Source organism: Nocardioides sp. Z35_8, assembly GCF_059621125.1.
The window spans coordinates 541491-566062 of record NZ_JCAQIE010000001.1; the positions used below are offsets into that span (position 1 = coordinate 541491).

The window sequence follows — 24572 nt, forward strand, 5'->3', positions numbered from 1 at the left end:
CGACACTCGGCGCATGGACCCCAGCACCTGGCAGCGCCCGGGCCTTCGCGCCGCTCTCCTCTACGCCGTCGCCGCCGGCCTCCTCGGCGCCATCGTGTCCGTGGTCAGCCGACTCGAGCTCACCCGGCGCGCCCTCCCCGACACCCGGCTCCCCGACGGGCCGCTCATCGTCGTCGCCAACCACACCAGCTTCGCCGACGGGATCCTGCTGGCCCTCGTCGGACGCCGCCACGGCCGCTCACTGCGGCTGATGGCGACCAGCGGGGTCTTCCGTTCCGGTCTCGTGGGGCCGTTCGTGCGCCGCCTGGGGTTCATCCCGGTGCTGCGCGGGACCGACGCGGCGGCCGGCTCGCTCGACGCCGCGGCGCTGGCGCTCGCCGCCGGCGAGGCAGTGGGCCTGTTCTCCGAGGGTCGGATCAGCCGCGACCCGCAGCACTGGCCCGAGCGGTCCAAGACCGGTGCCGTCAGGCTCGCGCTCCGCACCGGGGCGCCGATCGTGCCGGTCGCGCTCGTCGGCGCCCACCAGGTCGTCGGCACGAGCGGGGTGGTGCGGCGGCTGCTGCGCAACACGGTGCTGCGCCCGCGCGTGCGGGTGGCGGTCGGCGAGCCCATCGACGTACGCCGCCTCGCGGGCGTCGCCGACGGCCCGATCGCCGACGAGGCGACGGTGCGGTGGCTCGCCGACGAGGTCATGGCCACGCTGGTGGCCCAGGTCGCGGAGCTGCGCGGCGAGCCGGCGCCGCACCCGACCGGCGTGCCGGCCGAGGCGCTCAGCGCCTGAGCGCAGCGGGCTCAGGAGTAGCGGTGGCTCTTCTGCGGGTGGCCCTGCTCGCGGGTGCAGGTGCGCCCGCTCATGTTGCGGTGGCCGCACAGCTCCTCGGTCGCCGGCTGGTCGGCCCCGACCTCCGGCTGCGCTGCCGACCTGGCCGGCGTCCTCGCAGCCGCAGCAGGCGGCGCGACGGGCGCCGCAGCCCTCGGGCGCGCCGGCGCGGAGCTCGAGCGCTTCTGCGCCTCGGCGTACTTCGCCTCGCGCATCGCACGCAGGTTGTCCATCTTGCTCATCGCTTGCTCATCGCTTGCTCATCGCCTGCTCATCGCTTGGTCGTCGCTCGCTCACTCACGTGATGAACCTACGCGCTCGCACCGACAGCAGCGGACGAGGGTGGTCACCGGCTCCAGTCGATCGCGTCGTGGACGTCCTGCAGCCGGCGTCCGCGCACCGGGTCGTGCTGGGCCACCCAGGCGATCCGGCCGCGCAGGTGGTCCTCGAAGGCCGGCACGTCGTCGCGGTTCTGCGTGCTCGGACCGTGCCGGTGGCAGTTGTGCAGGATCGCCCGCAGCACGTCGACCTGGTGGCGCGCGACCTTCGGGCGTTCGTTGACGACCAGACCGCCGAGCGTCTGCCGGCCGGCGCGTGGCATCACGCCGGTCTTGCGGGCGTTGAGGCGGAAGCCCTCGTCCCGGACGATCGCCTCGATCGCGTCGATCAGGCGCGAGGTGCCGGTGCCCCACCCGCGCTCGCCGGAGAACGCCAGGTCGTCGGCGTACCTCGTGTAGCGCCCGCCCCACGACCGGGCCAGCGCCGTGAGGCGCACGTCGAGCCGGAAGGCCGCGAGGTTGGCCATCGCCGGCGACGTGGGCGCACCCTGCGGCAGGTGCGGCGCGGCCAGGCGGCGGCCGAGGCGCCAGTGGGCGTCGAGCAGCCCGTCGTCGGCCGGCGGCGGGACGGCCCGCCACTGCGCGAGGGGCAGGACGCTGGTCACGAGCCCGGCCAGGCAGTGCGCGACCGGCTCCGGGTAGCCGGCGGTGCGCCAGATGCCGTAGACGCGGGAGACGGTCACGCTGGCGAAGAACGCCTCGAGGTCGAGCCGCAGGACGACGCTCCGGTCGGCGTGGGGTGCGGCGTAGGACCGCACCGAGCCCCCGGGCCGGAAGCCCCTGGCCGCGTCGTGCGGCGGGATGAGGGCGGCGATCTCGTGGAGCAGCCGGCGCTGCACGGCCTTGAGTCGCGGCTTGGGTGCCTCGAGCACGCGGATCGCCCCGCTGGGTGCGACACGGTGGCTGACGCGGTAGTGCTGGAGGCGGACCTCGGAGGCGCTGCGCGCCAGGTGTCGCGGGTCGGCGAACCAGTCGAGGTCGGCGGCGCTGAGGCGCACGAACGACGCCACGTCCGCGAGGTCGTCGAGCACCGGCAGCCGCCACCGGTTGGCTGCCATCTGCGTGGCGACGACCGGTCGCACCAGGGGGACCGCGCGCTGTGCCTTCGCCGCCGCGGGACGCGAGGCGAGGTTGGCGGCGAGCTCCCGGGGACGGTCGAGCGGTGCGCGCGGGTAGAGCGCGAGCGTCTGGCGCACGAGCGGCGGCAGCCACCGCGCCCGGCGACCCAGCACGGTCGTCCCGCTCGCGACCATGCCCTCATGGGTCCACTCACCGGCGAGGAAGGCGGCCGCCAGGGCGCGCGCCAGGTCGGACCTCATCCGGCGGCCGACCCGTGGGCCGGACGGGGGTGCGGCAGCGCAGCCCGACCTGTCCCGTCGTGCGCGCGATGACCTGCAGCGGAGCGCAGCGAGTCGCGCGCGGTGCCGTGCCCGAACGATCCGGTGGTCCCCGGGGTAGCCCCGGAGAAGCCGACCGGTGACGCGCACCGGTCCGCCGTCTCGAGATTGCGCTGCCGCACCCCGCGCACAGTAGCGGCAGGCCGCGACACCCGGGGGCCGGTTGCGCCGCGAGCCAGGCCGCTCGGTCGGCCGGCGACGCGTCGTGCCCCTGCTGGGGCGCGTCGACGTCGATGGCGGGAGCTACGTCAGGACCCGCGGCGCCAGACGACGAGGGACTGGCTGACGGACTGGTGCCGCACGGGGAGCTTGTTGTCCGAGCGGGCGGCTGCCCGCAAGGCCAGCCCGCGGCGCAGGGCCTCGAGCTCGCCGTCGAGCTCGGCGTTGCGGGCGCGGAGGTCGTCGACCTGCCGCTCGAGGTCCATGATCCGCCGCACTCCCTCGATGCCGATGCCGGCCCGGGTCAGCTCCGCGATCTCGCGCAGCCGCTCGATGTCGCGGTGGGAGTAGCGGCGCCCACCGCCCCCCGTGCGGCCGGGCCGGATCAGCCCCATCCGCTCGTAGGCGCGCAGCGTCTGCGGGTGCAGGCCGGTGAGCTCGGCCGCCACGGAGATGACGTACACCGCCGCGTCGGGCGAAGGGGGGTGGAGCGCCCCGCTCATGAGTCGAAGAGCCCTGCTCGCAGCGGCTTGCCGGCGGTCGCCGCCCGGTAGGCCTCGAGGGCCTCGCGAGCGGTCGGGTCGAGGTGGGCCGGGACCTGGACCTCGACGGTGGCCAACAGGTCGCCCTTGCTGCCGTCGCGCCGGGTGGCGCCCTTGCCGCGCACCCGGAAGGTGCGTCCGTTGGGCGTGCCCGCCGGGATCTTGAGGGTCACCGGCGCGCCCCCGAGGGTCGGGATCTTCACCTCGGCACCGAGGGCGGCCTCGTCGAACGAGACGGGCACGTCGATGGTGAGGTTGTCGTCCTTGCGACCGAAGACGCGGTGCGGCGTGACCTTGACCTTGACGAACAGGTCGCCGGCGGGTCCGCCGTTCTCGCCCGGCGCGCCCTTGCCCTTGAGCCGGATCCGGGCGCCGTCCTTGACGCCGGCCGGGATCCGGGCCTGGATCGTGCGCGAGGAGGTGCCGCGACCGCTGCCGTGGCAGGTCGGGCACGGCTCGTCGTAGACCAGCTGACGGCCGCCGCAGGCGGGGCAGGTCTCGTTGATGGAGAACGCCCCGCCCGTGCCGGACACGACGAATCCCGCGCCCTCGCACTCGGGGCAGATGTGCGGCCGGGTGCCCGGCTTGCCGCCGGTGCCCTGGCACGTCGGACAGGCCGAGTCGGAGGTGAGCCGGAGCGAGACGGTCACGCCGTCGAGCGCGTCGGTGAACCCGATCGTGGCCGAGCTCTCCACGTCGGCTCCCCGACGCGGCCGCGGCTGCTGGCCACGGCCGCGCTGGGCGCCGCCGAAGAGGTCGCCGAACATGTCGCCGATCCCACCGCCGGCGCCGGCCCTGTCGCGGAGCAGGTCGTCGAGGTTGAAGCCGCCCCCGCCGAACCCGCCACCACCGCCGCCGAAGCCGCCGCCCATGCCGGTGCCGAACCCGCCCTGGGCCTGCAGCGCGCGGAACTCGTCGTACTTGGCGCGCTTGGCCTCGTCGCCGATGACGTCGTAGGCCTCGGCGACGGCCTTGAACTTCTCGTGCTTGGCCTCGTCGCCCGGGTTGGAGTCGGGGTGGTTGGCGCGCGCCAGCTTGCGGTAGGCCTTCTTGATGTCGGCCGCGCTGGCGTCCTTGGCCACGCCGAGGACCTGGTAGAAGTCCTTGGTCGCCCAGTCGTTGCGGAAACCTTCGTTGTCAGCCACGGATCAACCTCCCTTCGTCCTCGACGTGGTCATCGGTGCGTGTGCTCGATCGCGACATCGGCCGGCGCCGGGTCAGGCGTCGGCGGGCTCGACCACGAGCACCTGGGCGGCCCGCACGACGCGGTCGCCCATCCGGTAGCCGCCCTTGGCGACGTGCTTGACGGTCGTCACCTCGACGGCAGGGTCGGCGCCCATGTTGCTCAGCGCCTCGTGCATGGTCGGGTCGAACGCGTCACCCGGCTCGCCGAAGCGCACCAGGCCTGCCGCGGCGACCACCCGCTCGAGCTGGTCGGCCACCGCCTTGAGGCCACCCTCGAGCTCGCCGTGCTCGCGGGCACGGTCGATGGTGTCGAGGACCTCGATCACGGGGGTCAGCGCCTTGTAGGCCGCGGACTCGGCGACGAACTGCCGGTCGCGGTCGACCCGCTTGCGGTAGTTGGCGTACTCGGCCTGGACGCGCTTGAGGTCGTTGGTGAGGTCGGCGACCGCCTTCCTCAGCGACTCCCCGTCGTCCTGGCCCGCGTCGTCCGGGCCGTCGGGGCGCTCCTCGGCGGTGCCGGGGGCGTCACCGGCGACGGCGTCACCGGCGACCTGCTCCTCGACCTCGGTCTGGGCGGGGGCCTCGCCCGCGGCGGCGCCGAAGCCGCCGGAGCCCTCCGGAGAGGGAGCCGCGGTGGGCTCCCCCTCCGGGAGGTCGGTCGCCTCGGTGCCCGTCATGGGCTCGTCGGGGCGCTGCGTCACTTGGACTCACCCTCGGCGGCGCCGTCGGTCGACTCGTCGACGATCTCGGCGTCGACGACGTCGTCGTCGGACTCACCGGTGGCCCCGGTGGTGCCGCCCGCGGCGGCCTGGTCGGCCTCGGCGGCGGCGTACATCGCGGCACCCATCTTCTGGCTGGACTCGCCCAGCTTGGTGATGCCCGCGGTGATCTCCTCGGAGGACGCGTCCTCCTTGGCCAGGGTCTCCTTGAGGGCGTCGACGTCGGCCTGGACCTCGGTCTTCACGTCGTCGGGGAGCTTGTCGGCGTTGTCGGCGAGGAACTTCTCGGTCGTGTAGACGAGCTGGTCGCCCTGGTTGCGGGCCTCGATGGCCTCGCGGCGCCGGGCGTCCTCCTCGGCGTACTGCTCGGCCTCCTTGACCATGCGGTCGATCTCGTCCTTGCTGAGCGCCGAGCCACCGGAGATCGTCATCGACTGCTCACGGCCGGACGCCTGGTCCTTGGCCGAGACGTGCACGATGCCGTTGGCGTCGATGTCGAAGGTGACCTCGATCTTCGGCACACCGCGGGGGGCCGGCGGGAGGCCGGTCAGCTCGAAGTTGCCGAGGGGCTGGTTCTGCGACCACATCTGGCGCTCGCCCTGCGCGACCTTGATCTCCACCGACGGCTGGTTGTCGTCGGCGGTGGTGAAGATCTCCGACCGCTTGGTGGGGATGGTGGTGTTGCGCTCGATGAGCGTGGTCATCACGCCGCCCTTGGTCTCGATGCCGAGGGAGAGCGGAGTGACGTCGAGGAGCAGCACGTCCTTGACCTCGCCCTTGAGCACACCGGCCTGGAGCGCGGCGCCGAGCGCCACGACCTCGTCGGGGTTGACGCCCTTGTTGGGCTCCTTGCCGCCGAGCAGGTCCTTGACCGCCTCGGCCACGGCGGGCATGCGGGTGGAGCCACCCACGAGCACCACGTGGTCGATGTCCTTGACCGCGACGCCGCCGTCCTTGAGCACCGACTGGAACGGCGCCTTGGTGCGCTCGAGCAGGTCGGCCGTCAGCTTCTGGAACTCGCTGCGGGTCAGCTTCTCCTCGAAGTGGAGCGGGCCGGACTCGCCGTGGGTGATGTAGGGCAGGTGGATCGTGGTCTCGCTGGAGGACGACAGCTCGATCTTCGCCTTCTCCGCGGCCTCCTGGAGGCGCTGCTTGGCGATCTTGTCGGCCCCGAGGTCGACGCCGTTGGCGTCCTTGAACTTCTTCACCATCCACTCGACGATGCGGTTGTCCCAGTCGTCACCGCCGAGGTGGTTGTCACCGGAGGTCGCCTTGACCTCGACGACGCCCTCGCCGATCTCGAGCAGGGACACGTCGAACGTGCCGCCACCGAGGTCGAAGACGAGGATGGTCTGGTCCTCGCCCTTGTCGAGGCCGTAGGCCAGCGCGGCCGCGGTGGGCTCGTTGACGATGCGGCTGACGTTGAGGCCCGCGATCTCACCGGCCTCCTTGGTGGCCTGGCGCTGGGCGTCGGAGAAGTAGGCCGGCACGGTGATGACCGCGTCGGTGACAGTCTCGCCGAGGTAGGCCTCGGCGTCCCGCTTGAGCTTCTGCAGCACGAAGGCGCTGATCTGCTGCGGGGTGAAGGTCTTGTCGTCGATCTTGACCGACCAGTCCTCGCCCATGTGGCGCTTGACGGACCGGATGGTGCGGTCGACGTTGGTGACCGCCTGACGCTTGGCGACCTCGCCCACGAGGACCTCGCCGGACTTGGTGAAGGCGACGACGGACGGGGTCGTCCGGGCACCCTCGGCGTTGGCGATGACGGTGGGCTCGCCACCCTCCAGAACGGCGACGACGGAGTTGGTCGTGCCGAGGTCGATGCCGACCGCTCGAGCCATGGTGTTACCTCCTGCGTGTGGATGACGGTGAGTCTGCGTGCCATCCTGCCGTGTGGTCCACGGAGGAGGCAAAACAGTTGAGTCGATCTGACTCAAGTCTGTTCATGGGGTACAACGCAGGGCGCACCCAGATGTTCCCCGATCGGCGCACTCGTGATGTGACGTGGATCGCTCTAGCCTTGCGCGCATGATCCGCCACACCGTCGCCTTCCGGCTCCACCACGCCCCCGGCTCCGCGGAGGAGGCCGACTTCCTGGCCGCCGCCCGGGCGCTCGCCGACGTCCCCGGCGTCACGGCGTACGAGCAGCTGCGCCAGACCAGCGCGAAGAACGACTTCACCTTCGGCTTCTCGATGGAGTTCGCCGACCAGGCGGCGTACGACGGCTACACCGAGCACCCGGTCCACACCGCGTTCGTCGCGGAGCGGTGGGTGCCGGAGGTCGCCGACTTCCTCGAGATCGACTACACGCCGCTCTGACCTGAGCCGGCGCGTCCTGACCCGCATACGCCGCCGAGCCGGCGCGTCCTGACCCGCATACGCCGCCGAGCCGGCGCGTCCTGACGTGGTGGCCAGGCAGCTGACGCGCAGGACGCGCCGACTCGACCGCCATTCAGCGCCACGACGCGCCGCCTCGACCACGATTCAGCGCCAGGACGCGCCGCCTCGACCGCCATTCAGCGCCAGAACGCGCCGCCTCGGGTCAGCGGGACCAGACGTAGGGCGTGGTGGTGGTGACCGCGCGGAGGCCGGAGCGCTCGAGGATGGGGCGGGACATGTCGGTGCAGTCGGAGTGGATGTAGCGGATGCCGCGCTGGACGGCGGAGCGGGCGCGGGCGGCGACGAGGGCGCGGTAGATCCCGCGGCCGCGGAGCTCGGGGAGGGTCGCACCGCCCCAGATCCCGGCGAACTCGGTGCCCTCGACGGGGGTGAGGCGGCCCGTGCACACCACCCGGTCGCCGACCTCGGCCACCCAGAGCTCGGAGCGGCCGGCGTCGAGCTCGGCCAGGGTCGAGGCGGCCGACGGGCCGCGGCCGTTGCCGAAGACCGACTCCTGCGCGGCGAGCATCCGGACGACGTCGGCGGCGGCGGTCGGTCCCGGCTCCAGCCGGCGAAGCACGACGGGGCCCTCGGCCGTGTCCGCGAGGGGCACCGCGACGTCGAGCAGCGCCGCCTCGCCGATCATCACGGTCTCCCGCGGCTCGGCCGCGAGGCCGTGGGCGAGGAGCCGCGCGCCGAGGTCGGCCGGGCAATCGTGGCCGCGCGACTTCCACTCGAACGACGTCACGTCGGTGTCGTCGCGGTAGTGGGCGACGGTGCGCGCGATCAGCGCGTCGAGGTCGTCGCCCTCGACACCGCCGAGGTCGCGGTAGGACACGAAGCCGCCGTGCTCGAAGACCCCCCACCACAGCGGGCCCTCGCGTCGTACGCCCTGCGCCCCGGCCATCTCGGCGTCGGTGCGCAGCTGCTCGTCGTAGGCCGCCAGCAGCGGGTCCGTCGTCATGGGTGGACACCCTAGGCCGGGAGTCGGGGGAATCTCAGGGGTTTTCCGCTGCGCGACGCCGGGCTGGGGGCGCACACTTGTCCTGTGCTGCATGCGGGGAACCCGCGCCGGGTCGCCGGCGCCTCGGGAGTCGTGCTGCTGCTCGCCGCCCTCCTGGCGTTCTACGTCGCCGACGTCGCCGGCGCCGGCCCGTCCCGGTGCCAGCAGCACCGCGTCGAGTCCCGCGAGCGCGCGCGCGCCGTGACCGGCGACGGCTCCCCCGTGCTCGTGATCGGCGACTCGTGGTCCGTCGGGCTCGGCCTGGACGACCCGGTCGGGTCGTGGGCGAGTCGCCTCCCCGGCGAGGTGCACGTCCGCGGCTTCTCCGGCTCCGGCTTCAGTGCCCGGGCCAGCGGCTGCGGCCGCGTGTCGTTCCACGACCGCGCTCCGACGGCGTTGGGCGTGCGTCCACAGCTCGTCGTCGTCGCCGGCGGGCTCAACGACTACGACCAGCCCGCCCGCGCCATCGACCGCGGCTTCCGCGCCCTGATGGCCGACCTGCGAGGCCACCACGTGGTGGTCGTCGGCCCCGCGAGCGCTCCGCTGCGCGCGGGCGCCGTGCCGAGGGTGGACGAGCAGCTGGCCCGGCTCGCCGCGCTCTACGGCGTGCCCTACGTCCCCACCGGCGACCTCGACCTCGACTACCTCGACGACCGGCTCCATCTCACCGCGGGCGGGCACCGCGCGTTCGGCGACGCGGTGGCCGCGCGGCTGGCGGACGTACGCCCGACGCGCCCGGCCGTGCTGGCGCGCTGACCCGCACCGGTCGGTGACCGGTCGCCCGCCGTCGACTATCGGACACTTCCGCCGACGATCGGCCGAACGGTGCAGGTTCTCGCGTTGCACGAACACGCAGATCGGCGCTCATTGACGGGGTGGTCGGCGATTGCGACTTTGTGCAGAGGTCCGCAGCACCCAATCCACCCTCGCGTCCGCCGGGCGCGAACTCACGATTGGACATCCCAGTGAAATCACTCCGTCCGGCCTTCCTGGCCGGTATCGCAGCGTCAGCCGTCGCTGCGTCCTTCCTGGCACCGGCCGCCACCTCGGCCGGCGCCTCCCCCGCGGCGGGCGACCCCCGTCTCGAGGCCCAGCAGGCGGCGTCCGCCTGGGTCAAGGGCCACGCCCGCGCGCTCGAACGAGCCGCAGCGGACGCCTTCGTCCGCACCGGCACGTTCGAGGGCGACAGCGGGATCTACGCGATGGCCTACGAGCGGACCCACGAGGGCCTGCGCGTGGTCGGGGGCGACTTCGTCGTCCTCGCCGACGCCGACGGCCAGGTGGTCGGGTCGTCGGTCGCCCAGGAGGCGCCCGTCGCGATCAGCGACACCACCGCCTCGGTCCCCGCGGCGCGCGCGAGCGCCGTCGCGACGGGACGACTCGACGAGGTGGCCGACGCCTCGGCGCCCGAGCTCGTGGTCTGGCACCGCGACGCCGGCACCCGCCTCGCCTACGAGGTCGAGGTGCGCGGCACCGACGCCGGCGAGGTGTCGTGGCAGAAGGTCTGGATCGACGCCGAGGACGGCAGCGTCCTCGAGGCGCGCGAGCAGATCGCCCACGGCACCGGCACGGCGGCCTACTCCGGCCCCAACCCCCTGCCCATCGCCACCAGCGGCTCGGGCAGCAGCTACTCGATGACCGACCCGACGGCGACCACGCTGCGCTGCCAGGACGCCGCCACCAACACGACCTTCACCGGCAGCGACGACGTGTGGGGCAACGGCAACGCGACCAACCGCGAGACCGGCTGCGTCGACGCGCTCTACGCCGCCCAGCAGATGAAGGCGATGATGTCGTCCTGGCTGGGCCGCAACGGGATGAACGGCTCGGGCGGGTGGGTGCCGATCCGCGTCGGGCTCAACGACATCAACGCCTACTACGACGGCACGCAGGTCCAGATCGGCAAGAACCAGGCCGGCGCCTGGATCTCCGCGATGGACGTGGTGGCGCACGAGTTCGGCCACGGCGTCGACGACAAGACGCCCGGCGGCATCTCCGGCGGCGGCACCCAGGAGTTCATCGGCGACGCGCTCGCCGCGGCCACCGAGTACTACGACGGCCAGGCCGCGCCGTACGACTCCCCCGACCACACCGTCGGCGAGGAGGTCAACCTCGTCGGGCAGGGCCCGATCCGCGACGGCTCCAACCCGGCCAACGTCGGCGACCCGTCGTGCTACACCAGCTCGATCCCCACCGCCGAGGTCCACGCGGCCGCCGGCCCCGGCGACCACTGGTTCTACCTGCTCTCACGTGGCGGGGTGTCGAAGTGCGACGGCACCTCGACGACCGGCATCGGCGAGCAGGCGGCCATCAAGGTCCTCTACAACGCGATGCTGATGAAGACCAGCTCGTCGAACTACCTCAAGTACCGCACCTGGACCCTCACCGCGGCGAAGAACCTGGACAGCACGTGCGCCCAGTTCAACGCCGTCAAGAACGCCTGGGACGCGGTCAACGTGCCCGCCCAGACCGCCGACCCGACCTGCGGTGGCGGCACCACACCGCCCCCGACGACCGGCGGCAACATCCTGGCCAACCCGGGCTTCGAGTCCGGCGCGACCGGCTGGACGGGCAACACCGGCGTGATCACCTCCAGCACCAGCCGTCCGGCCCGCACCGGCTCCTTCAAGGCCTGGCTCGGCGGCAACGGCCGGACCAGCACGGAGACGATCAACCAGACGGTGACGATCCCGGCCAGCGCGACGGCGGCCACGCTGTCCTACTGGATCCGCACCGACACCGCCGAGAGCGGCTCGACGGCGTACGACCGGATGCGGGTGCAGGTCGTCGACGGGTCGACGGCCACCACGGTGCGCACCTTCACCAACGTGGGCACCAGCACGACGTACACGCAGTACTCGCACAGCCTCACCTCCTACAAGGGCAGGACGGTCACCATCCGCTTCACGATGACCGAGGACGCCTCGCTCCAGACCAGCTTCGTGGTCGACGACACCGCGCTGAACGTCTCCTGACGCCAGCCACTCCGTGACGGGGCGGGGCAGCGACCGCTGCCCCGCCCCGTTCCCCTGTCCAGCACCCGGGAGATCCCATGCGCTCGCTCCGTACGCCCGTCCTGTCCGCCGTGGCCACCGCCGCCCTCGTCGCCGGCGCGCTCGTCGGCGGCACCCCGCCCGCGGTCGCGGCCCCGTCGCCCGACCTCAGCATCGCCAACGTCACCGCCCACCTCCAGCAGCTGCAGTCGATCGCCACCGCCAACGGCGGCAACCGCGCCACCGGCCGTCCCGGCTACAAGGCCTCGCTCGACTGGGTGCGCGCCAGGCTCGACGCCGTCGGCTACACGACGCAGGTGCAGCAGGTCTCGACCTCCTCGGGGACGTCCTACAACCTCGTGGCCGACTGGCCGGGCGGCGACCCCGAGCACGTGGTGATGACCGGCGCCCACCTCGACAGCGTCGCCGCAGGCCCCGGCATCAACGACAACGGCACCGGCTCGGCCGCCGTGCTCAAGGCCGCCCTCGCCTGGGCCGCGAGCGGCAACACCCCCCGCAACCACCTGCGGTTCGCGTGGTGGGGCGCGGAGGAGCAGGGCCTGCTCGGCAGCAACCACTACATGCGCACCCTGCCGGCCGCCGACAAGGACCGCATCGAGCTCTACATGAACTTCGACATGGTCGGCTCGCCCAACCCCGGCTACTTCGTCTACGACGACAACCCGGCCGGCAACGGCGCCCGCGACGCGATGACGGCGTACTACACGTCCAAGGGCATCGCGTGGGAGTACGTCGACGTGCAGGGCCGCTCGGACCACGCGTCGTTCCGCAGCCAGGGCATCGCCACGACGGGCATGTACTCCGGCGGCGAGACCACCAAGACCGCCGCGCAGGCGTCGAAGTGGGGCGGCACCGCCGGGCGGGCGTTCGACCCCTGCTACCACCGCGCGTGCGACACGACGGCCAACGTCGACACCACCGCGCTCGACCGCAACCTCGACATGATCGGCCACATGGTGTGGCTCCACGCCGACAAGGACTACGGCGCCACCACCCCGCCGCCGACGACTCCCCCCGCCGGCACCAACCTGCTCGTCAACCCCGGTTTCGAGTCCGGGGCGAGCGGCTGGTCGGGCACGTCGGGAGCGATCACCAGCAGCACCTCGCGCCCGGCGCGCACCGGGACGTGGAAGGCGTGGCTGGGCGGCAACGGGCGGACGACGTCGGAGAACGTCTCCCAGCAGGTGAGCATCCCGGCGTCCGCCACCGCGGCGTCGCTGGCCTACTGGCTCCGCACCGACACCGCCGAGTCCGGCTCGACGGCGTACGACACCCTCAAGGTGCAGGTGATCAGCGCCGGCACGACGACCACCCTGCGCACCTTCTCCAACGTGGGCGCCGGCGCGGGCTACGCGCAGTTCTCCCACAGCCTGCTCGCCTACCGCGGCAAGACCGTCACCGTGCGGTTCCTGATGAGCGAGGACGCGTCGCTGCAGACGAGCTTCGTGCTCGACGACACCTCGGTGACGACGAGCTGAGGCCGCCCCGCAGGCGAGGGCCGGTCCTGGCCCTCCCGGTCGCCCGGCTCACTCGGCGAGCCAGGCAGCCCAGCTGTCGAAGGAGTAGGGCCGGCCCAGGAAGTCGGCGACGAGGTCGGCGGCGTCCTTGCGCCCACCCATCGCCAGCACCTTGTCGCGGTAGGCGTGGGCGACGTCGGCGGCGAAGAGGTCGTCGGGGTCGAAGGCGGAGAACAGGTCCTTGGCGATCACCAGCGACCACATGTAGGTGTAGTAGCCCGAGGAGTAGCCGTCGAGGTGGCCGAAGGCGCAGTGCATGTGCGCGCCCTCGAGCGGCGGGATCACCGAGTAGCGGCGCTGCAGCTCGTCGCCGTAGGCGGTGAGGTCGTCGTGCCGCTCCGCGTGGAACCAGTAGGACCGAGCGGCGTACGACATCTGCTGGACGGCGTAGAGGCCCTTGCCGAAGTGGTCGGCCCGGCGCATCGCCGCGACCAGCTCGGCCGGGATCGTCTCACCGGCCTCGTTGCGGGCGAAGGTGGCGAGCACGTCGGCGTCCCACGCCCACTCCTCGAGCATCTGGCTCGGCGCCTCGACGAAGTCCCACTCCGTGGCGACGCCGGAGAAGCGGGCCCACTCGCCCTGACCGGCGAGGACGTGGTGGACCAGGTGGCCGAACTCGTGGAAGAGCGTGACCACCTCGTCGTGCTCCATCAGGCCGCGGGCGAAGTTGCACACCAGGACCCCCTCGGGCAGCTGCTCGCCGGCGATGCCCTTGACGAGGTCGAACTGGGCGGCGTGCTTGAACTTGCCCTCGCGTGGGTGCAGGTCGAGGTGGATGCGCCCGATCCGGGTGCCGTCGAGCTCGACGTCATAGCTGGCGACGTCCTCGTGCCAGGTGCCGGCCTCCTCACGGGCGACCGGCGTCCAGGTCAGGCCGAACAGCCGACCGGTCACGTCGAGCAGGCCCTGCCGCACCTGCTCGAAACCGAAGTAGGTGCGCACGACCTGCCCGTCGACGTCGTACTGCTCGCGGCGCACGATCTCGGAGTAGTAGCGCGAGTCGTAGCCGGTCACGGTGTCGGCGGTGGGGTCGTCGACGCGCTTGCGCTCGAGCAGGACGGCGACCTCCTGGCCCGCCCGCTCCTTGGCGGCCTCGCCGATCCGGTCGATGAAGTCGGCGACGGCCTGGCCGCTCCCGATCATCTTCACCTCGGTGTCGTAGTCGGGCCACGAGTCGTAGCCGAGCAGCTGCGCGGTCTCGCGACGCACGGCCAGCAGGTCCTGCAGGACCTGGTCGTTGGCCGGCCAGGCCACGTTGCTGTGCGCGAGCGCGAGGTCGTGGCGGGCCTCGGCGTCGGAGCCGAAGGTGAGGAAGGGGACCAGGTCGGGGTAATCGGTGGTGAGGGTGACCAGGCCGTCGTCGTCGGGGGCGTGGGCGGCGCGGTAGTCGTCGGGCAGGCCGGCGAGCCGCTCCGGGGCGATCCGGATGGAGCGGACGTCGTCGCGGATCGTGCGCCCGAAGTCCTGCGACAGCTTCACGGCCTGCTCGCTGAGCGCGCGGAGCCGGTCGCGGGTGGCGTCGTCACGGTCGACGCCCGCGCGCCGGAAGTCACGCAGCGTGTGGTCGAGGACGCGGCGGGCGTCGGCGTCGAGGGCGGTGAGGTCGGAGGACGTCGCCAACCGGTCGAGGACGGCGTAGAGGTCGCGGTCGAGCCCGAGCTCGGTGACATACTTCTGGACCTCCTGGCCCAGGTCGTCGGCCCGGTCGCGGACCGCGGCGTCGGGGTGCACCTCGGCCCACAGCGCCACGGCCTCGGCGTTGGCGAGGGCGGTCTCGGCCTTGTTCCACGCGACGAGGACGACGGGGGCGTCGGACGAGCCGGCCTTGACCAGCCCGACCTGGCGGCGAGCCTCCTCGAGCTGGTCGTGGCAGCGCCGCGTCACCCAGTCGAGCCAGTCGCCGTCGCCGGGAAGGGTGATGGGGGCAGGAGCGGGGGCGAGGGGATCGGTCGGCACCGGGCGAGCCTACGGCCGCGCGCCCGTGCGCTCCAGCACGCCCGTCGGGGTCGTCCGCATCGAGGGCCGCGGGCCGTAGCGTGTGCGCGTGAGCACCTCGGGGGACGTCGCGTTCCGCTTCCGCGACATCTGGCTGGTGGCCTACGGGCCCTCGATGGTCTCCGCCATCGGCCACGGCGCGATCATGCCGGTGCTGGCGCTGCGGGCACGCGACCTCGGTGCCGACGTCTCCACCGCCGCCGCGATCGTGGCCCTCACCGGCGTCGGCATGCTGCTGGCCAGCCTCCCGTCGGGCGCGCTGGTGGCCCGGGTGGGCGAGCGCCGGGCCCTCGTGGGCGCGGGGATCCTCGACGCGGCGGCGATGGCCTTCGCCGCGCTCACCGACTCCGTCGCCGGGCTCGCGGTCGGGGTGCTGCTCAGCGGCGTGTGCTGGACGCTCTTCCTCATCGCCCGGCAGGGCTTCATGATCGACGCGGTCCCCGAGACCCACCGCGCCCGGGCGATGTCGCTGCTCGGCGGCTCCCACCGGGTGGGCGTGCTCGTCGGTCCGCTCATCGGCGCCGGCCTGATCGAGGTCACCGACCTGACCAGCGTCTTCTGGCTCGGTGCGGCGATGTCGGTCCTCGCGGCCCTCCTCGCCGCCACGATGCCCGACCTCGGCGAGGAGAAGCGAGCGGCGGAGCGGGCACGTGGCCACGTCGGCGTGTGGTCGGTCATCGTCGCGCACCGCCGGCTCCTGGCCACCCTCGGCACGGCCGTCATGGTCCTGGGCGTCAGTCGGTCGCTGCGGCTCAGCCTGCTGCCGCTGTGGGCCGACCACATCGGGCTCTCGGCGTCCACCACGTCGCTGATCTTCGCGGGGGCGTCCGCCATCGACGTGGCGTTCATGTGGCCGGGCGGCTGGCTGATGGACGCCCGGGGCCGGATGGTGGTCGCGGTGCCGGTGGTGCTGTCGATGGCCGTCGCGTGCCTCCTGCTCCCCCTGGCCACGAGCGCGCTCACGGTCGCGCTCGTCATGGCCCTCATCGCGTGCGGCAACGGCCTCGGGTCGGGCATCGTGATGACGCTGGGGGCGGATGCCGCGCCGGAGGGCGGCCGGTCGCAGTTCCTAGGCGCGTGGCGGCTGTGCGGCGACATCGGCAACACCGGCGGTCCCCTGCTGGTGAGCGCGGTGGCCGCCGTCGCGCCGCTGGCTGCGGCGAGCGTGGTGGTCGGCGTGCTGGGCCTGGCCGGGGCGGGGTGGGTGGGCTACTGGACGCGGAGGGTGGACCTCGCGCGGACGAACGCGGTGCCGGTCAGCCGACCGTCACCGTGACCTCGTTGGACACGACCTCGGAGTCCGTGTCGACCACGCGGAACTTGTTGGGCCCGGTGCGGCTGGTCTGGACGTAGGTGGCGAACGTGCCGCCACTGACCGACATCGTCACCGGGAAGTCCGACCACGTGCCGTTCTCCATCCGCTGCACCTGCAGGATCGCCCCCTCGCCGGCCGGGTAGGTGCCGGTGAGGTCGATCTGCTGCATGGGGCTCACCGACTGCTGGTTGGCCGTCAGCGAGATGCCCTCCGCGGGCGCCTCCGAGGTCGACTCCTCACCCGGGTTGGGCTCCGACGCCTCGGCGGAGCCGGCCTCGGTGCTGGTCTCGGTGGGCTTGGGCAGGCGGAAGGTGGCCGAGGAGCTCGGCGCGCCGCTGGCCTCGGTGTCGTCGCCGATGCCGGTCACCTTGACCCCGACGAGGACCGCGAGCCCGCCGAGCAGGCCGATGACCACGGCGACCCCGACCAGGGCGATGAGCCCCGTCAGGACGGGGCGGTTCTCGGTGTCCATGTCGGTGGGGAGGGACCTTTCGCGCGGGGTGCGGGGCCTCGTTGTCGGCGGGGCCATTGTCCGGGAGGGGCGGGTGCGCGGCCAAGTCGGCCGGTGCGTCGGTGGGCGTGCCACCCCGCGTCGGACAGGATGGGCACATGCAGTCACCGTTGCGACACGGCAAGGCCGCCATCGGCACGACCCTAGCGGGCGGAGCGCTGGCCGCGCTGTCCTCTGCCCCGGAGCGCGCCTCCCGCCTGCTGCGCCACCGCTACCCCACGGTCGCCGTGACCGGCATGACGGGCGTGGGCAAGACCCGCCTGGCCGACCGCCTCTCCCGGCGCGCGAGCGCGGAGTCGGGCGGCTCGGAGGGGGGCCCGGAGGTGGGCTCGGCCGTCATGGAGCGTCGTACGCGCCGCAACGCGCGGCTGCGCGGCTACCGCTTCCGCGTCGTGCCCGGCGAGAACGCCGCCACCCGCCTCGGCGCCCTCGACGAGGTCTTCCACGACGAGCCGGTCGACGGGGTGCTGCACGTGGTCGCGTGGGGCCACGCCACCCCGCGGCGCACCGCCGGCACCACCGGCGCGGCGCTCGCCACGCGCGAGGAGCAGCTCGCCGCCGAGCTCGACGACTGGGCCATCACGGCCCACCGCATCGCCAGCATGGCGGTGCGACGCGACCGGCCGACCTGGCTGGTCGTCGCGGTCACCAAGGCCGACCTGTTCCCCGACGACGTCGACGAGGCGGTGCGCTACTACTCCCCCGGCAGCGGCTCCCCCTTCGCCGAGCGCCTCGACGAGCTCCGCGCCCTGGCCGGCGGCGCCAGGCTGTCGATCGACGTGCTGCCGGTGTGCTCCCAGGGCGGCGACAAGCGCTCCCCCATGCCCGAGAAGGCGTGCAGCGACCTCCTCGGTCGCCTCGAGCTGCGGATGGCCCAGCTGAGCGGGCACGTGTGAGGGGTGCCGGCCGCCGCGCCCTCCTCGTGGTCGGCGCGGCGTACGTCGCGGCGCTGGCGTGGGCCGCCGTCGTCCTGCCCGACCGGGTGCCCACCCACTTCGACGCCGCCGGCCGGGTGGACGAGTGGTCCTCGCGCACCGGGATGCTCGCGTTCTGGGTCGTCGTCGGCGTCGTCGTGCTCGCCGGCATCCCGGCGCTGACCCGGGCGCTGACCGCCGGCGACGGCACCTGGGTCAACATGCCGCAGGCGTCGAAGGACTACTGGTTCGCCCCGGAGCGGCGCGCCGAGTTCGCCGTGCGCTTCCAGGACGACATGGAGGCCGTCACCGCGCTCACCGGGGCCCTGCTCGTGGCCGCGCTGGTCCTCACGACCTGGGTCGGCGTCACCGGCCGGGACGGCGCTCCCTCGTGGGTGTTCCCGGTGCTGGTGGGGGGCTACCTCGTGCTGACGGCACTCTGGACGGTGCGCCTGCTGCGGGCCTACCGGCCGCCGGTCCAGACCGGATGAGCGCGTAGCCCACAGGAGCACGACTCCTGGTTTCGACACCGGCCCGGAGGGCACAAGGCCCCCATGAGGCCGATCGCGATCAACCAGCGGGCGCTGCGGGGCGCCAAGGAGGAGCTCGACTCCGCGCGGGAGGCGTTGCGCGGCGCGCTGGGCGACATCGACCACCCCGCCGACGACTTCCCGTGGCGCGACCTGGTGGTCGAGGGCGTGCGCGCCCTGGTCGACGACGCCGAGCAGGTCGCGAAGTGGTGCCGCGCCCTCGCCGGCGCGATCGACGACTCCGTCGTCGACTTCGACGAGCTCGACCTCATGGTCGGGGAGGCCGCCGCCGTCGCCGCGAGGCTCGACCAGGTCACGCCATGACCAGGATCGTGACCGACCGGGTCGAGACCCAGGAGGACCGCTTCCAGTTCGGCGACCCGATCGGCTGCCGCTACCACTGGCTCGATCCCGACGAGGTCGACTCCTACGGCGACTCGGTGCGCCGGCTGTCGGCCAAGGTCGAGCTCGCCGTCGACGCCTTCGCGCGCACCTCGACGCTCTCCGAGGACGTCTTCGCCGGAGAGGCCGCCGACACGCTCCGCGACCGCGCCGCCCGCCGGCACGAGGAGTCGGCGGGCGTCCGCGACGACCTGCGCGGCCTCGGCCGGGCGATCAACGCCTACGCCGACGTCCTGCGCCGCCACCGTGAGGGACTCGAGGAGCTGCGCGCCTCCGCCGTGAGCACGGGCCTCGAGGTGCGCGAGCAACGCATCTGGCCCCCGGTCGCCACCCTGCCCGGTGACGCCACCCAGCGGCAGGCCGACGCGTGGGAGGCCGAGTGGAGGGCCTACCAGGCCTGCTTCGAGACCAAGCTGGAGCTGCGTGACGCCCGCCGTGCGGGCGCCCGCGAGCTCGTGCGGGCGCTCGCCGAGCATGCCGGGGTGCATCCCGACAAGGACCAGGCGAAGGTCGTCGCCGCCGGCCCACGTGCGGTCACCTTCGGCGAGCTTCGCCGCGAGGCCGCCGAGGAGGCCCGGGAGGCCGTCGAGGCCGCGGACGGCGCGGACGCGGCTCGCGGCACCGTCGACGCGCTCAGGCGCCGCGAGCAGTCGGCGCTCGACAGCCTCGAGCGGCTCCTCCTCGCCGGGGCGCCCCACGAGGAGATCGACGCCCAGGCAGGGAAGGTCCAGGCGCTGCACCGCGAGCTCGACGACGCCCGGGCCGAGGCCCGCGACGCCGAGGCCGCCGCCGACCGCGAGCAGGCTCAGGCCAACCGCGCGGCGCGCGACCTGCGGGCCGCGGAGGAGGGCGGGCCGCGCCTCATCGCCCAGCGCCGGCCCGCGAGCGACCTCGAGGACCGGCTCGGCTGAGCGTCGGATCGCCCGCGGCTGCCCGCTAGTCCGGCTGCGCCGAGTCCGTCGCGCGGCGCTCGCGCTCGGCGACGGCGTGCTCGTCGGTGCGCGAGTCGTAGGACCAGAAGTCGCGCAGCGCCACCGCGGTCAGAACGACCCCGCCGACGCACGCCACGCCGCCGCTCACGATCGCCCCGCGCACCGACCAGGCGTCCGCCACGAAGCCGGCGCGCGTCTCGCCGACCATCGGACCGACCGAGTAGGACAGCATCTCGATGCCGGCGAGGCGCCCGCGCATGGTGTCGGGGATCGTCTGGTTCCACACCGTCGACCGGAAGACCGCCGAGACCATGTCGGCCGCCCCGGCCAGCGCCAGGAACAGGCACGCCAGCCAGAACGACGGCATCAGCCCGGCGAGCGCGATGCAGCCGCCGTAGAGGCTGGCGGCGATGACGATCGCGCGGCCGTGGTGGTGCACCCGCCCGATCCATCCGCTGAGCGCGGTGGCGACCAGGGCTCCGACGGTCTCGGCCGAGTAGAGCAGGCCCAGCAGCTCGGGCCGGTCGAACACCTCGTGCGCCAGGGCGGGGAACAGCACCACCGGGATCGCCAGCATCATCGCGGCGATGTCGACGACGTAGGTGCCGAGGAGGTCGCGGCGGCGCAGCGCATAGGTGAGGCCCTCGTGGACGCCGCGCAGGCTCGGCGGCGTGGTCTCGCCGGCGTGCGGGTAGGGCCGCATGGCCGTGAACAGCACCGTGGCGACCGCGTAGCCCGCCATGCCCGCCACGAAGCACCAGCCGACGCCGACGTAGGCCATCAGCAGGCCGCCGATGAGCGGTCCGAGCAGGACGCCGAGCTGCATCGCGAAGCTGCTGAGCGCGTTGGCGGCGGCGATCTGGTCGTGCCGCACGGTGCGCGGCTCGAGCGCCTCCCGCGACGGGCGCTGCACCGAGCTCGCGGCCGCGTAGAGGGCGGCGACGACGAAGATCAGCCAGACCCTGGGGTGCGCGGAGAACGCGTTCCAGGCGAACACGCCCATCAGGACGACCTGGACGACCCCGGTCACCACGAGCAGCCGGCGCCGGTCGACGTGGTCGGCCAGCGCGCCGCCGTAGAGCCCGAACACGATCAGCGGCCCGAGCTCGACCAGGCCCACGAGGCCGACGAGGAGGTTGGACCCGGTGAGGTCGTAGATCGCGAACGGCACGGCGACGTAGGCGACCATGCTCCCGAGGTAGAAGACGCTGCCGGCGGTGAACAGCAGCCGGAAGTCGCGCGACTCGCGCAGCGGGGTCACGTCCATCCGCATCGAGCGGAGCCGGTCGGTCCAGGTCACGAGGGACCAGTCTCCCCGATCGCGGCGCGCCGGCGCACCCGACATTGCGCACGACGTGCCCGGCCTCGTGTCCGGCCTCGTGCCCGCGCGGGTCCGTCAGGAGACGGCGCGGACCTCGACCACCTCGTGGCGCGGCACGGCGCTCTCGCGGCGGGCCGAGCAGGTGAGCCGGTGGGTCGTCTCCCCCGGCACCCGGCGCACGACGACGTCGACCGGCTCGTGCCCGCGCACCTCGAACCGGGCGGTGGTCAGGTCGCCGTCCACGCGGACGGCGCCCGGGCGCACGTCGTCGAGGCCGACGAGGCCGTGCTCGTGGCGCAGCGCCACGTCGGCCGCCTGGACCGCCATCGGCAGGTCGGACCGGCCGCGGAGGTGCTCGAGCAGCACCTCGCCCGCCGCCGTGGCAGCGGCGACGCGCTGCGCGGACCCGGCATCGAGGTCGCCGTAGTAGAGCCCGCGCGGCAGCACGACGAGGTTGCCGGCGAACCGGTCGCCCCCGACGTGGGACACCTCCCACACGGCGTCGGCGTGCGGGCCGTCGGCGAGCGCCCGCGCGACCGGTCGGCCGCGCTCGGCGCAGCATGCGTCGTGGCGTCCGTGGGTGCAGACCGCGAGCACCGGGGCCGGCTCGGGTGGGAGGCCGAGGCTCTGCCCACGGCCGAGGGCGGCCAGGTCGAGGTCGCGCACGTCCTGCACGCGGTCGAGGTCGACCGCCTCGGCCCAGGAGCCCGGGCCGGCGACGCGTGCGGCGACGACGCGGGTCGGACCGCCGGGGGCGCTGCGGCCGGGACGGCGGACCAGGAGCACGCGTACGCGGTGGCGCCGGGACTGCTCCCGCAGGTGGGCGCCGACGCCGTCGGGGAGCCGAGCGTCGCGCAGCGCGTCCGCGCCCCACGGCCCGGGGTGCTCGACCAGCAGGAAGCTGCGCACGGTGGAGGCGGTGCCGGCGAGCTGGTCGCCGCGCTCGCGGCTGGCCGGGGCGCACCGGAAGGCGGTCACCGCACGACCTCGAGCAGCCCTTCCCGGACCAGCCGGCGGCACAGCACCAGCGCGCTCTCGGCGTCGAGCGGGGCGAGGTCGCCCGGCGTCAGCTCCGCGTGGGCGGCGACGTGCTCCAAGGCCGGACGGACCCGCGCCGGCACCCGGACGACGCGGTCGCCGATCAGCACCCGGACCGTGCCACCGTCGTCGACCAGCACGCAGGGATGTCCGCGCCGGCGGCGCAGGCGGGTGTCAGCGTCGATCGTGGCCAGCGACGCGCGGTCGAGCAGGGCACCCGCCAGGCGCGGCGCGCGGTGGCTGACGAACCGCTCTGCCTGTCCGGCGGCGAGCGCCGCGGGGTCGAGCCGGCGGACGGCGTCGGCGAGGGTCGTGAGGTGGCCCGACAGTCCCGCGGCCAGGCGGGCCGGGTCGCTGAGGTAGCCGGCGGGCAGGTGGTCGTCGGGCACGTCGGCGAGCAGCCCCTCGACCTCACGGGCGAGGAGGGCCCGCCAGGTCAGCTGGTTGATGCCGATGGTCAGGTGGAGCGAGACGGACTCCTGCGCACGCGCGGCGTGGGGGGTGCCGGTCGGGAGGTAGGCCACCACCCCCGGCTCGAGCAGCAGGTCGCCGGGCCCGCCCTCGCCGTGCACCTCCCACCTCTTCGTGCCGTGGGTCTGCACCACGAACACGTCGTGGGAGTCGGAGTGGACCGCGAAGCCCTGCGCCCCGGGCGGGGTGAGGTAGGCGTTGGCCTGGCAGGGGTGGCCGAGCTCGAGCTCGAGCTCGGCGACGAGGTCGCCGACGGGCGAGCAGTAGCGCTGGAGGCCCTGCAGCACGATCGTCGCGCCCTCGTCGTGCAGGCGCATCAACTTCTCCGGGTCGACCAGCCCGGTCAGCGGCCTGCCGGCGAGGCTGCCGCCGCGGGTGAAGGACGACTCCGGCAGCACCGACCCGTTGCGGGCGACCCGCACGGCCGGCGTGCGGATCGCGGTCTGGGTCAGGAGATGGTCGACGTCGGCGAGCGAGAGCACCTCGGCGCCGTAGGCCGGATCGGTGCGGTGGACGTGGACGGACGACGCCCAGACCTTGTCGAGGAAGGTCTGGGCGTCGCCCGTGAGGCGGTCGAGAGCGCTCAGAGCGCGGTCCCGTCGGTGCCGTCGGCGTCGGTCGAGTCGCCGTCGGTGGCATCGGTCGAGTCACCGTCGGTGCCGTCGGCGTCCGCGCCGTCGGCGTCGGTCGAGTCGCCGTCGGTCGCATCGGTCGAGTCACCGTCGGTGCCGTCGGCGTCGGTGCCGTCGGCATCCGTCCCGGGACCGGCCGCGACGCCGGTGGGGTCGACGCCCTCGGTGCTCATCTCGTCGTCGCCGAGGGGGTTGTCAGGAGTCGTCATGGGTTCCTCCCAGTCGCACCGTGACGGTCGGTCCGTCCCGGGTCTGTGTCGAGTCTGGCGCTCGGTGTCCCTCCCGTTCCACACCCCGGTGGACGGGGTCTCGTCCTCAGTAGCGCTGGTCCTGCCAGAGCAGGCCCGCCGCGGCGTACTCGGTGGGGTTGCAGTAGCCGCCGTAGGTGCGGTAGCGCTCGGGCGAGATGAGCTCCTTGGCGCAGTCGGCGGCGTGCTCGAGCGGCGCCCAGTCGGGTGCCATCGGGACGGTCGGCACCGCGGGGTCGGGGTTGACGTCGGGGACGAACACCTCGGCGGAGCGGGCCACGAGCTCGTCCCAGCCCTCCCGGGTCCCGCCCCAGTTGTAGAACTGCTTCATGTGCGCGCACTCGTGGATCGCGATCCCGAGCTTGCTGATCTCCGGCTCGGCCGTGAGCGTCGCGAGAGTGGCGGCGTCCATGGTGATGCCGTGCTGCCAGCTGAAGACGCCGGTGCGGTCCCCGGTGATACCGGTGGTGTCGATCGTGATGTTGGCGTTGGGGCACAGCGAGGCGATGGGCGCGTAGAAGCGCGCCTGGTCACCGGTGTACATCGCCTGGTTCTCGAACCTGACGCTCACCGGCTTGGAGGCCACGCTGCGGCGCGCGCGCCGCGGGCCCTTGGTGATCTTCTTGGTCTTGAGGCGGTAGTCGACCTGCTGCGCGGGGACACCGGCGGGCACCACGTGGGCCGGGATCCGGGCGGTGACGAGCTGGCGGCCGATCTTGCCGCGGGCCCCGCTGACCTTGCGCCACTTGCCTCCGTCGACCCGCGCCTGCACGAAGACCTTCTTGGGCTTGATGGGCTTGACGCCCCGGTAGGTCTTCCACGCCGCCTGGACCTGGACGCCGGTGCCGGAGCCGCGGATGGCGGTGCTGAAGCCGAAGCCGTCGATGCGGTTGTACTTCTTGCCCCAGAAGGCGAAGAGCGGCCTGCGCGCGGCGCGGGCGGAGGACGTGCGTGCCGAGCCGGGTGCCTCCACCACGAGCGGCGCCGGCGGGGGCAGTGGCTGCACGTCGCGGGTCGTCAGCGCCACGTCGGGAGGAGTGCGGCGCTCGGCGTCGGGGGCGGCCGCGACGGGACCGGCGACGAACGCCGTGGACAGGACCACCCCCGCCGCTGCCAGTGCGGTGGTGAGACGTCGACCTGCTCGCATGTGTTTCGCTCCGTGTCGGGTGGGGTGTCGGGTGGGATGCCGG

At 73.5% G+C, this 24572-nt stretch carries 24 protein-coding genes; 10 read left to right on the forward strand and 14 right to left on the reverse strand.

All coding sequences use genetic code 11. From position 1 onward, the window contains the following. Positions 1–13 precede the first annotated feature (13 nt). Positions 14–781 carry a lysophospholipid acyltransferase family protein gene (locus AC54T2_RS02605; protein WP_496665443.1) on the forward strand — a complete coding sequence of 256 codons (768 nt, stop codon included), beginning with the start codon at positions 14–16 and terminating at the stop codon, positions 779–781. Positions 782–792: 11 nt separating this feature from the next. On the opposite strand, the gene AC54T2_RS02610 is transcribed toward AC54T2_RS02605, so the two are convergent. The 6 genes from AC54T2_RS02610 to dnaK all read right to left on the reverse strand — a co-directional run bounded on the left by AC54T2_RS02610 (position 793) and on the right by dnaK (position 7001). Then, on the reverse strand, positions 793–1062 hold the full coding sequence (locus AC54T2_RS02610) for a hypothetical protein (protein WP_186339379.1): 270 nt from the start codon (positions 1060–1062) through the stop codon (positions 793–795). Between the two features lie 104 nt (positions 1063–1166). Next, positions 1167–2477: a reverse transcriptase family protein gene (locus AC54T2_RS02615; RefSeq protein ID WP_186339380.1), complete on the reverse strand. Its 1311-nt coding sequence runs from the start codon at positions 2475–2477 to the stop codon at positions 1167–1169. A gap of 326 nt (positions 2478–2803) precedes the next feature. After that, the gene (locus tag AC54T2_RS02620) at positions 2804–3217 is read right to left on the reverse strand and encodes a heat shock protein transcriptional repressor HspR (protein WP_186339381.1); all 414 of its coding nucleotides are present in this window, start codon (positions 3215–3217) and stop codon (positions 2804–2806) included. Then, on the reverse strand, positions 3214–4401 hold the full coding sequence (gene dnaJ, locus AC54T2_RS02625; protein WP_186339382.1) for a molecular chaperone DnaJ: 1188 nt from the start codon (positions 4399–4401) through the stop codon (positions 3214–3216). Before dnaJ ends, AC54T2_RS02620 begins: the two co-directional genes overlap by 4 nt. Before the next feature lie 72 nt (positions 4402–4473). After that, entirely contained in the window at positions 4474–5142 is a 669-nt protein-coding gene (grpE, locus tag AC54T2_RS02630) for a nucleotide exchange factor GrpE (protein ID WP_241005235.1), read from the reverse strand. Then, positions 5139–7001 (reverse strand): molecular chaperone DnaK, encoded by a 1863-nt coding sequence (gene dnaK / locus AC54T2_RS02635; RefSeq protein WP_186339383.1) that lies wholly within the window; start codon positions 6999–7001, stop codon positions 5139–5141. The genes grpE and dnaK overlap by 4 nt, the downstream gene beginning before the upstream one ends. A gap of 187 nt (positions 7002–7188) precedes the next feature. Here dnaK and AC54T2_RS02640 point away from each other — a divergent pair, with 187 nt between their 5' ends. Beyond that, on the forward strand, positions 7189–7479 hold the full coding sequence (locus AC54T2_RS02640; protein ID WP_186339384.1) for a Dabb family protein: 291 nt from the start codon (positions 7189–7191) through the stop codon (positions 7477–7479). 223 nt (positions 7480–7702) lie between these two features. On the opposite strand, the gene AC54T2_RS02645 is transcribed toward AC54T2_RS02640, so the two are convergent. Next, positions 7703–8503, reverse strand: coding sequence for a GNAT family N-acetyltransferase (locus AC54T2_RS02645; protein ID WP_496665444.1), 801 nt, complete (start codon positions 8501–8503; stop codon positions 7703–7705). Between the two features lie 84 nt (positions 8504–8587). Between AC54T2_RS02645 and AC54T2_RS02650 the strand changes: the two genes are divergently transcribed. The 3 genes from AC54T2_RS02650 (at position 8588) to AC54T2_RS02660 (ending at position 13034) form a co-directional block, all read left to right on the forward strand. Further along, entirely contained in the window at positions 8588–9298 is a 711-nt protein-coding gene (locus AC54T2_RS02650) for an SGNH/GDSL hydrolase family protein (protein ID WP_496665445.1), read from the forward strand. Between the two features lie 209 nt (positions 9299–9507). Continuing rightward, positions 9508–11517: a M4 family metallopeptidase gene (locus tag AC54T2_RS02655; protein ID WP_496665446.1), complete on the forward strand. Its 2010-nt coding sequence runs from the start codon at positions 9508–9510 to the stop codon at positions 11515–11517. Positions 11518–11594: 77 nt separating this feature from the next. After that, on the forward strand, positions 11595–13034 hold the full coding sequence (locus AC54T2_RS02660; RefSeq protein ID WP_496665447.1) for a M28 family peptidase: 1440 nt from the start codon (positions 11595–11597) through the stop codon (positions 13032–13034). A 48-nt stretch (positions 13035–13082) separates the two neighbouring features. Here the strand turns inward: AC54T2_RS02660 and AC54T2_RS02665 are convergent, their stop codons facing one another. Further along, positions 13083–15029, reverse strand: a complete 1947-nt coding sequence (locus AC54T2_RS02665; RefSeq protein WP_496665448.1) for a M3 family metallopeptidase — start codon at positions 15027–15029, stop codon at positions 13083–13085. Between the two features lie 88 nt (positions 15030–15117). On the opposite strand from AC54T2_RS02665, the gene AC54T2_RS02670 reads away from it, so the two are divergent. Next, a complete protein-coding gene (locus AC54T2_RS02670) occupies positions 15118–16344 on the forward strand; it encodes an MFS transporter (protein WP_241005237.1) in 1227 nt (408 codons plus the stop codon). On the opposite strand, the gene AC54T2_RS02675 is transcribed toward AC54T2_RS02670, so the two are convergent. Beyond that, positions 16325–16855 carry a hypothetical protein gene (locus AC54T2_RS02675; protein WP_496665449.1) on the reverse strand — a complete coding sequence of 177 codons (531 nt, stop codon included), beginning with the start codon at positions 16853–16855 and terminating at the stop codon, positions 16325–16327. The genes AC54T2_RS02670 and AC54T2_RS02675 overlap by 20 nt on opposite strands. Before the next feature lie 137 nt (positions 16856–16992). Between AC54T2_RS02675 and AC54T2_RS02680 the strand changes: the two genes are divergently transcribed. The 4 genes from AC54T2_RS02680 to AC54T2_RS02695 all read left to right on the forward strand — a co-directional run bounded on the left by AC54T2_RS02680 (position 16993) and on the right by AC54T2_RS02695 (position 19651). After that, positions 16993–17790, forward strand: a complete 798-nt coding sequence (locus AC54T2_RS02680; RefSeq protein ID WP_186339390.1) for a hypothetical protein — start codon at positions 16993–16995, stop codon at positions 17788–17790. Next, positions 17787–18299, forward strand: a complete 513-nt coding sequence (locus AC54T2_RS02685) for a DUF1648 domain-containing protein (RefSeq protein WP_496665450.1) — start codon at positions 17787–17789, stop codon at positions 18297–18299. The genes AC54T2_RS02680 and AC54T2_RS02685 overlap by 4 nt, the downstream gene beginning before the upstream one ends. Positions 18300–18362: 63 nt before the next feature. Continuing rightward, on the forward strand, positions 18363–18662 hold the full coding sequence (locus tag AC54T2_RS02690; protein ID WP_496665451.1) for a hypothetical protein: 300 nt from the start codon (positions 18363–18365) through the stop codon (positions 18660–18662). Then, positions 18659–19651, forward strand: coding sequence for a hypothetical protein (locus tag AC54T2_RS02695; protein WP_496665452.1), 993 nt, complete (start codon positions 18659–18661; stop codon positions 19649–19651). The genes AC54T2_RS02690 and AC54T2_RS02695 overlap by 4 nt, the downstream gene beginning before the upstream one ends. 25 nt (positions 19652–19676) lie before the next feature. Here the strand turns inward: AC54T2_RS02695 and AC54T2_RS02700 are convergent, their stop codons facing one another. From AC54T2_RS02700 to AC54T2_RS02720, 5 genes are all read right to left on the reverse strand, one after another. After that, on the reverse strand, positions 19677–20972 hold the full coding sequence (locus AC54T2_RS02700; RefSeq protein ID WP_489975337.1) for an MFS transporter: 1296 nt from the start codon (positions 20970–20972) through the stop codon (positions 19677–19679). A gap of 96 nt (positions 20973–21068) precedes the next feature. Further along, on the reverse strand, positions 21069–21971 hold the full coding sequence (locus AC54T2_RS02705) for a ferredoxin family protein (protein ID WP_496665453.1): 903 nt from the start codon (positions 21969–21971) through the stop codon (positions 21069–21071). Continuing rightward, positions 21968–22984: a cupin domain-containing protein gene (locus AC54T2_RS02710; RefSeq protein ID WP_496665454.1), complete on the reverse strand. Its 1017-nt coding sequence runs from the start codon at positions 22982–22984 to the stop codon at positions 21968–21970. Before AC54T2_RS02710 ends, AC54T2_RS02705 begins: the two co-directional genes overlap by 4 nt. Before the next feature lie 101 nt (positions 22985–23085). Then, entirely contained in the window at positions 23086–23343 is a 258-nt protein-coding gene (locus AC54T2_RS02715; RefSeq protein ID WP_489975340.1) for a hypothetical protein, read from the reverse strand. A 106-nt stretch (positions 23344–23449) separates the two neighbouring features. After that, complete coding sequence (locus tag AC54T2_RS02720; RefSeq protein WP_186339397.1) at positions 23450–24529, reverse strand: hypothetical protein; 1080 nt, start codon at positions 24527–24529, stop codon at positions 23450–23452. Positions 24530–24572: the final 43 nt, after the last annotated feature.

Excerpts from the sequence above, each read along its gene's own strand:
- AC54T2_RS02690 (WP_496665451.1), top strand. The coding sequence starts at position 18,363 with ATGAGGCCGATCGCGATCAACCAGCGGGCGCTGCGGGGCGCCAAGGAG.
- AC54T2_RS02605 (WP_496665443.1), top strand. The coding sequence starts at position 14 with ATGGACCCCAGCACCTGGCAGCGCCCGGGCCTTCGCGCCGCTCTCCTC.
- AC54T2_RS02645 (WP_496665444.1), bottom strand. The coding sequence starts at position 8,503 with ATGACGACGGACCCGCTGCTGGCGGCCTACGACGAGCAGCTGCGCACC.
- AC54T2_RS02610 (WP_186339379.1), bottom strand. The coding sequence starts at position 1,062 with ATGAGCAAGATGGACAACCTGCGTGCGATGCGCGAGGCGAAGTACGCC.
- AC54T2_RS02640 (WP_186339384.1), top strand. The coding sequence starts at position 7,189 with ATGATCCGCCACACCGTCGCCTTCCGGCTCCACCACGCCCCCGGCTCC.
- AC54T2_RS02620 (WP_186339381.1), bottom strand. The coding sequence starts at position 3,217 with ATGAGCGGGGCGCTCCACCCCCCTTCGCCCGACGCGGCGGTGTACGTC.
- AC54T2_RS02680 (WP_186339390.1), top strand. The coding sequence starts at position 16,993 with ATGCAGTCACCGTTGCGACACGGCAAGGCCGCCATCGGCACGACCCTA.
- AC54T2_RS02695 (WP_496665452.1), top strand. The coding sequence starts at position 18,659 with ATGACCAGGATCGTGACCGACCGGGTCGAGACCCAGGAGGACCGCTTC.
- AC54T2_RS02720 (WP_186339397.1), bottom strand. The coding sequence starts at position 24,529 with ATGCGAGCAGGTCGACGTCTCACCACCGCACTGGCAGCGGCGGGGGTG.
- AC54T2_RS02675 (WP_496665449.1), bottom strand. The coding sequence starts at position 16,855 with ATGGACACCGAGAACCGCCCCGTCCTGACGGGGCTCATCGCCCTGGTC.
- AC54T2_RS02660 (WP_496665447.1), top strand. The coding sequence starts at position 11,595 with ATGCGCTCGCTCCGTACGCCCGTCCTGTCCGCCGTGGCCACCGCCGCC.
- dnaK (WP_186339383.1), bottom strand. The coding sequence starts at position 7,001 with ATGGCTCGAGCGGTCGGCATCGACCTCGGCACGACCAACTCCGTCGTC.
- AC54T2_RS02715 (WP_489975340.1), bottom strand. The coding sequence starts at position 23,343 with ATGACGACTCCTGACAACCCCCTCGGCGACGACGAGATGAGCACCGAG.
- AC54T2_RS02615 (WP_186339380.1), bottom strand. The coding sequence starts at position 2,477 with ATGAGGTCCGACCTGGCGCGCGCCCTGGCGGCCGCCTTCCTCGCCGGT.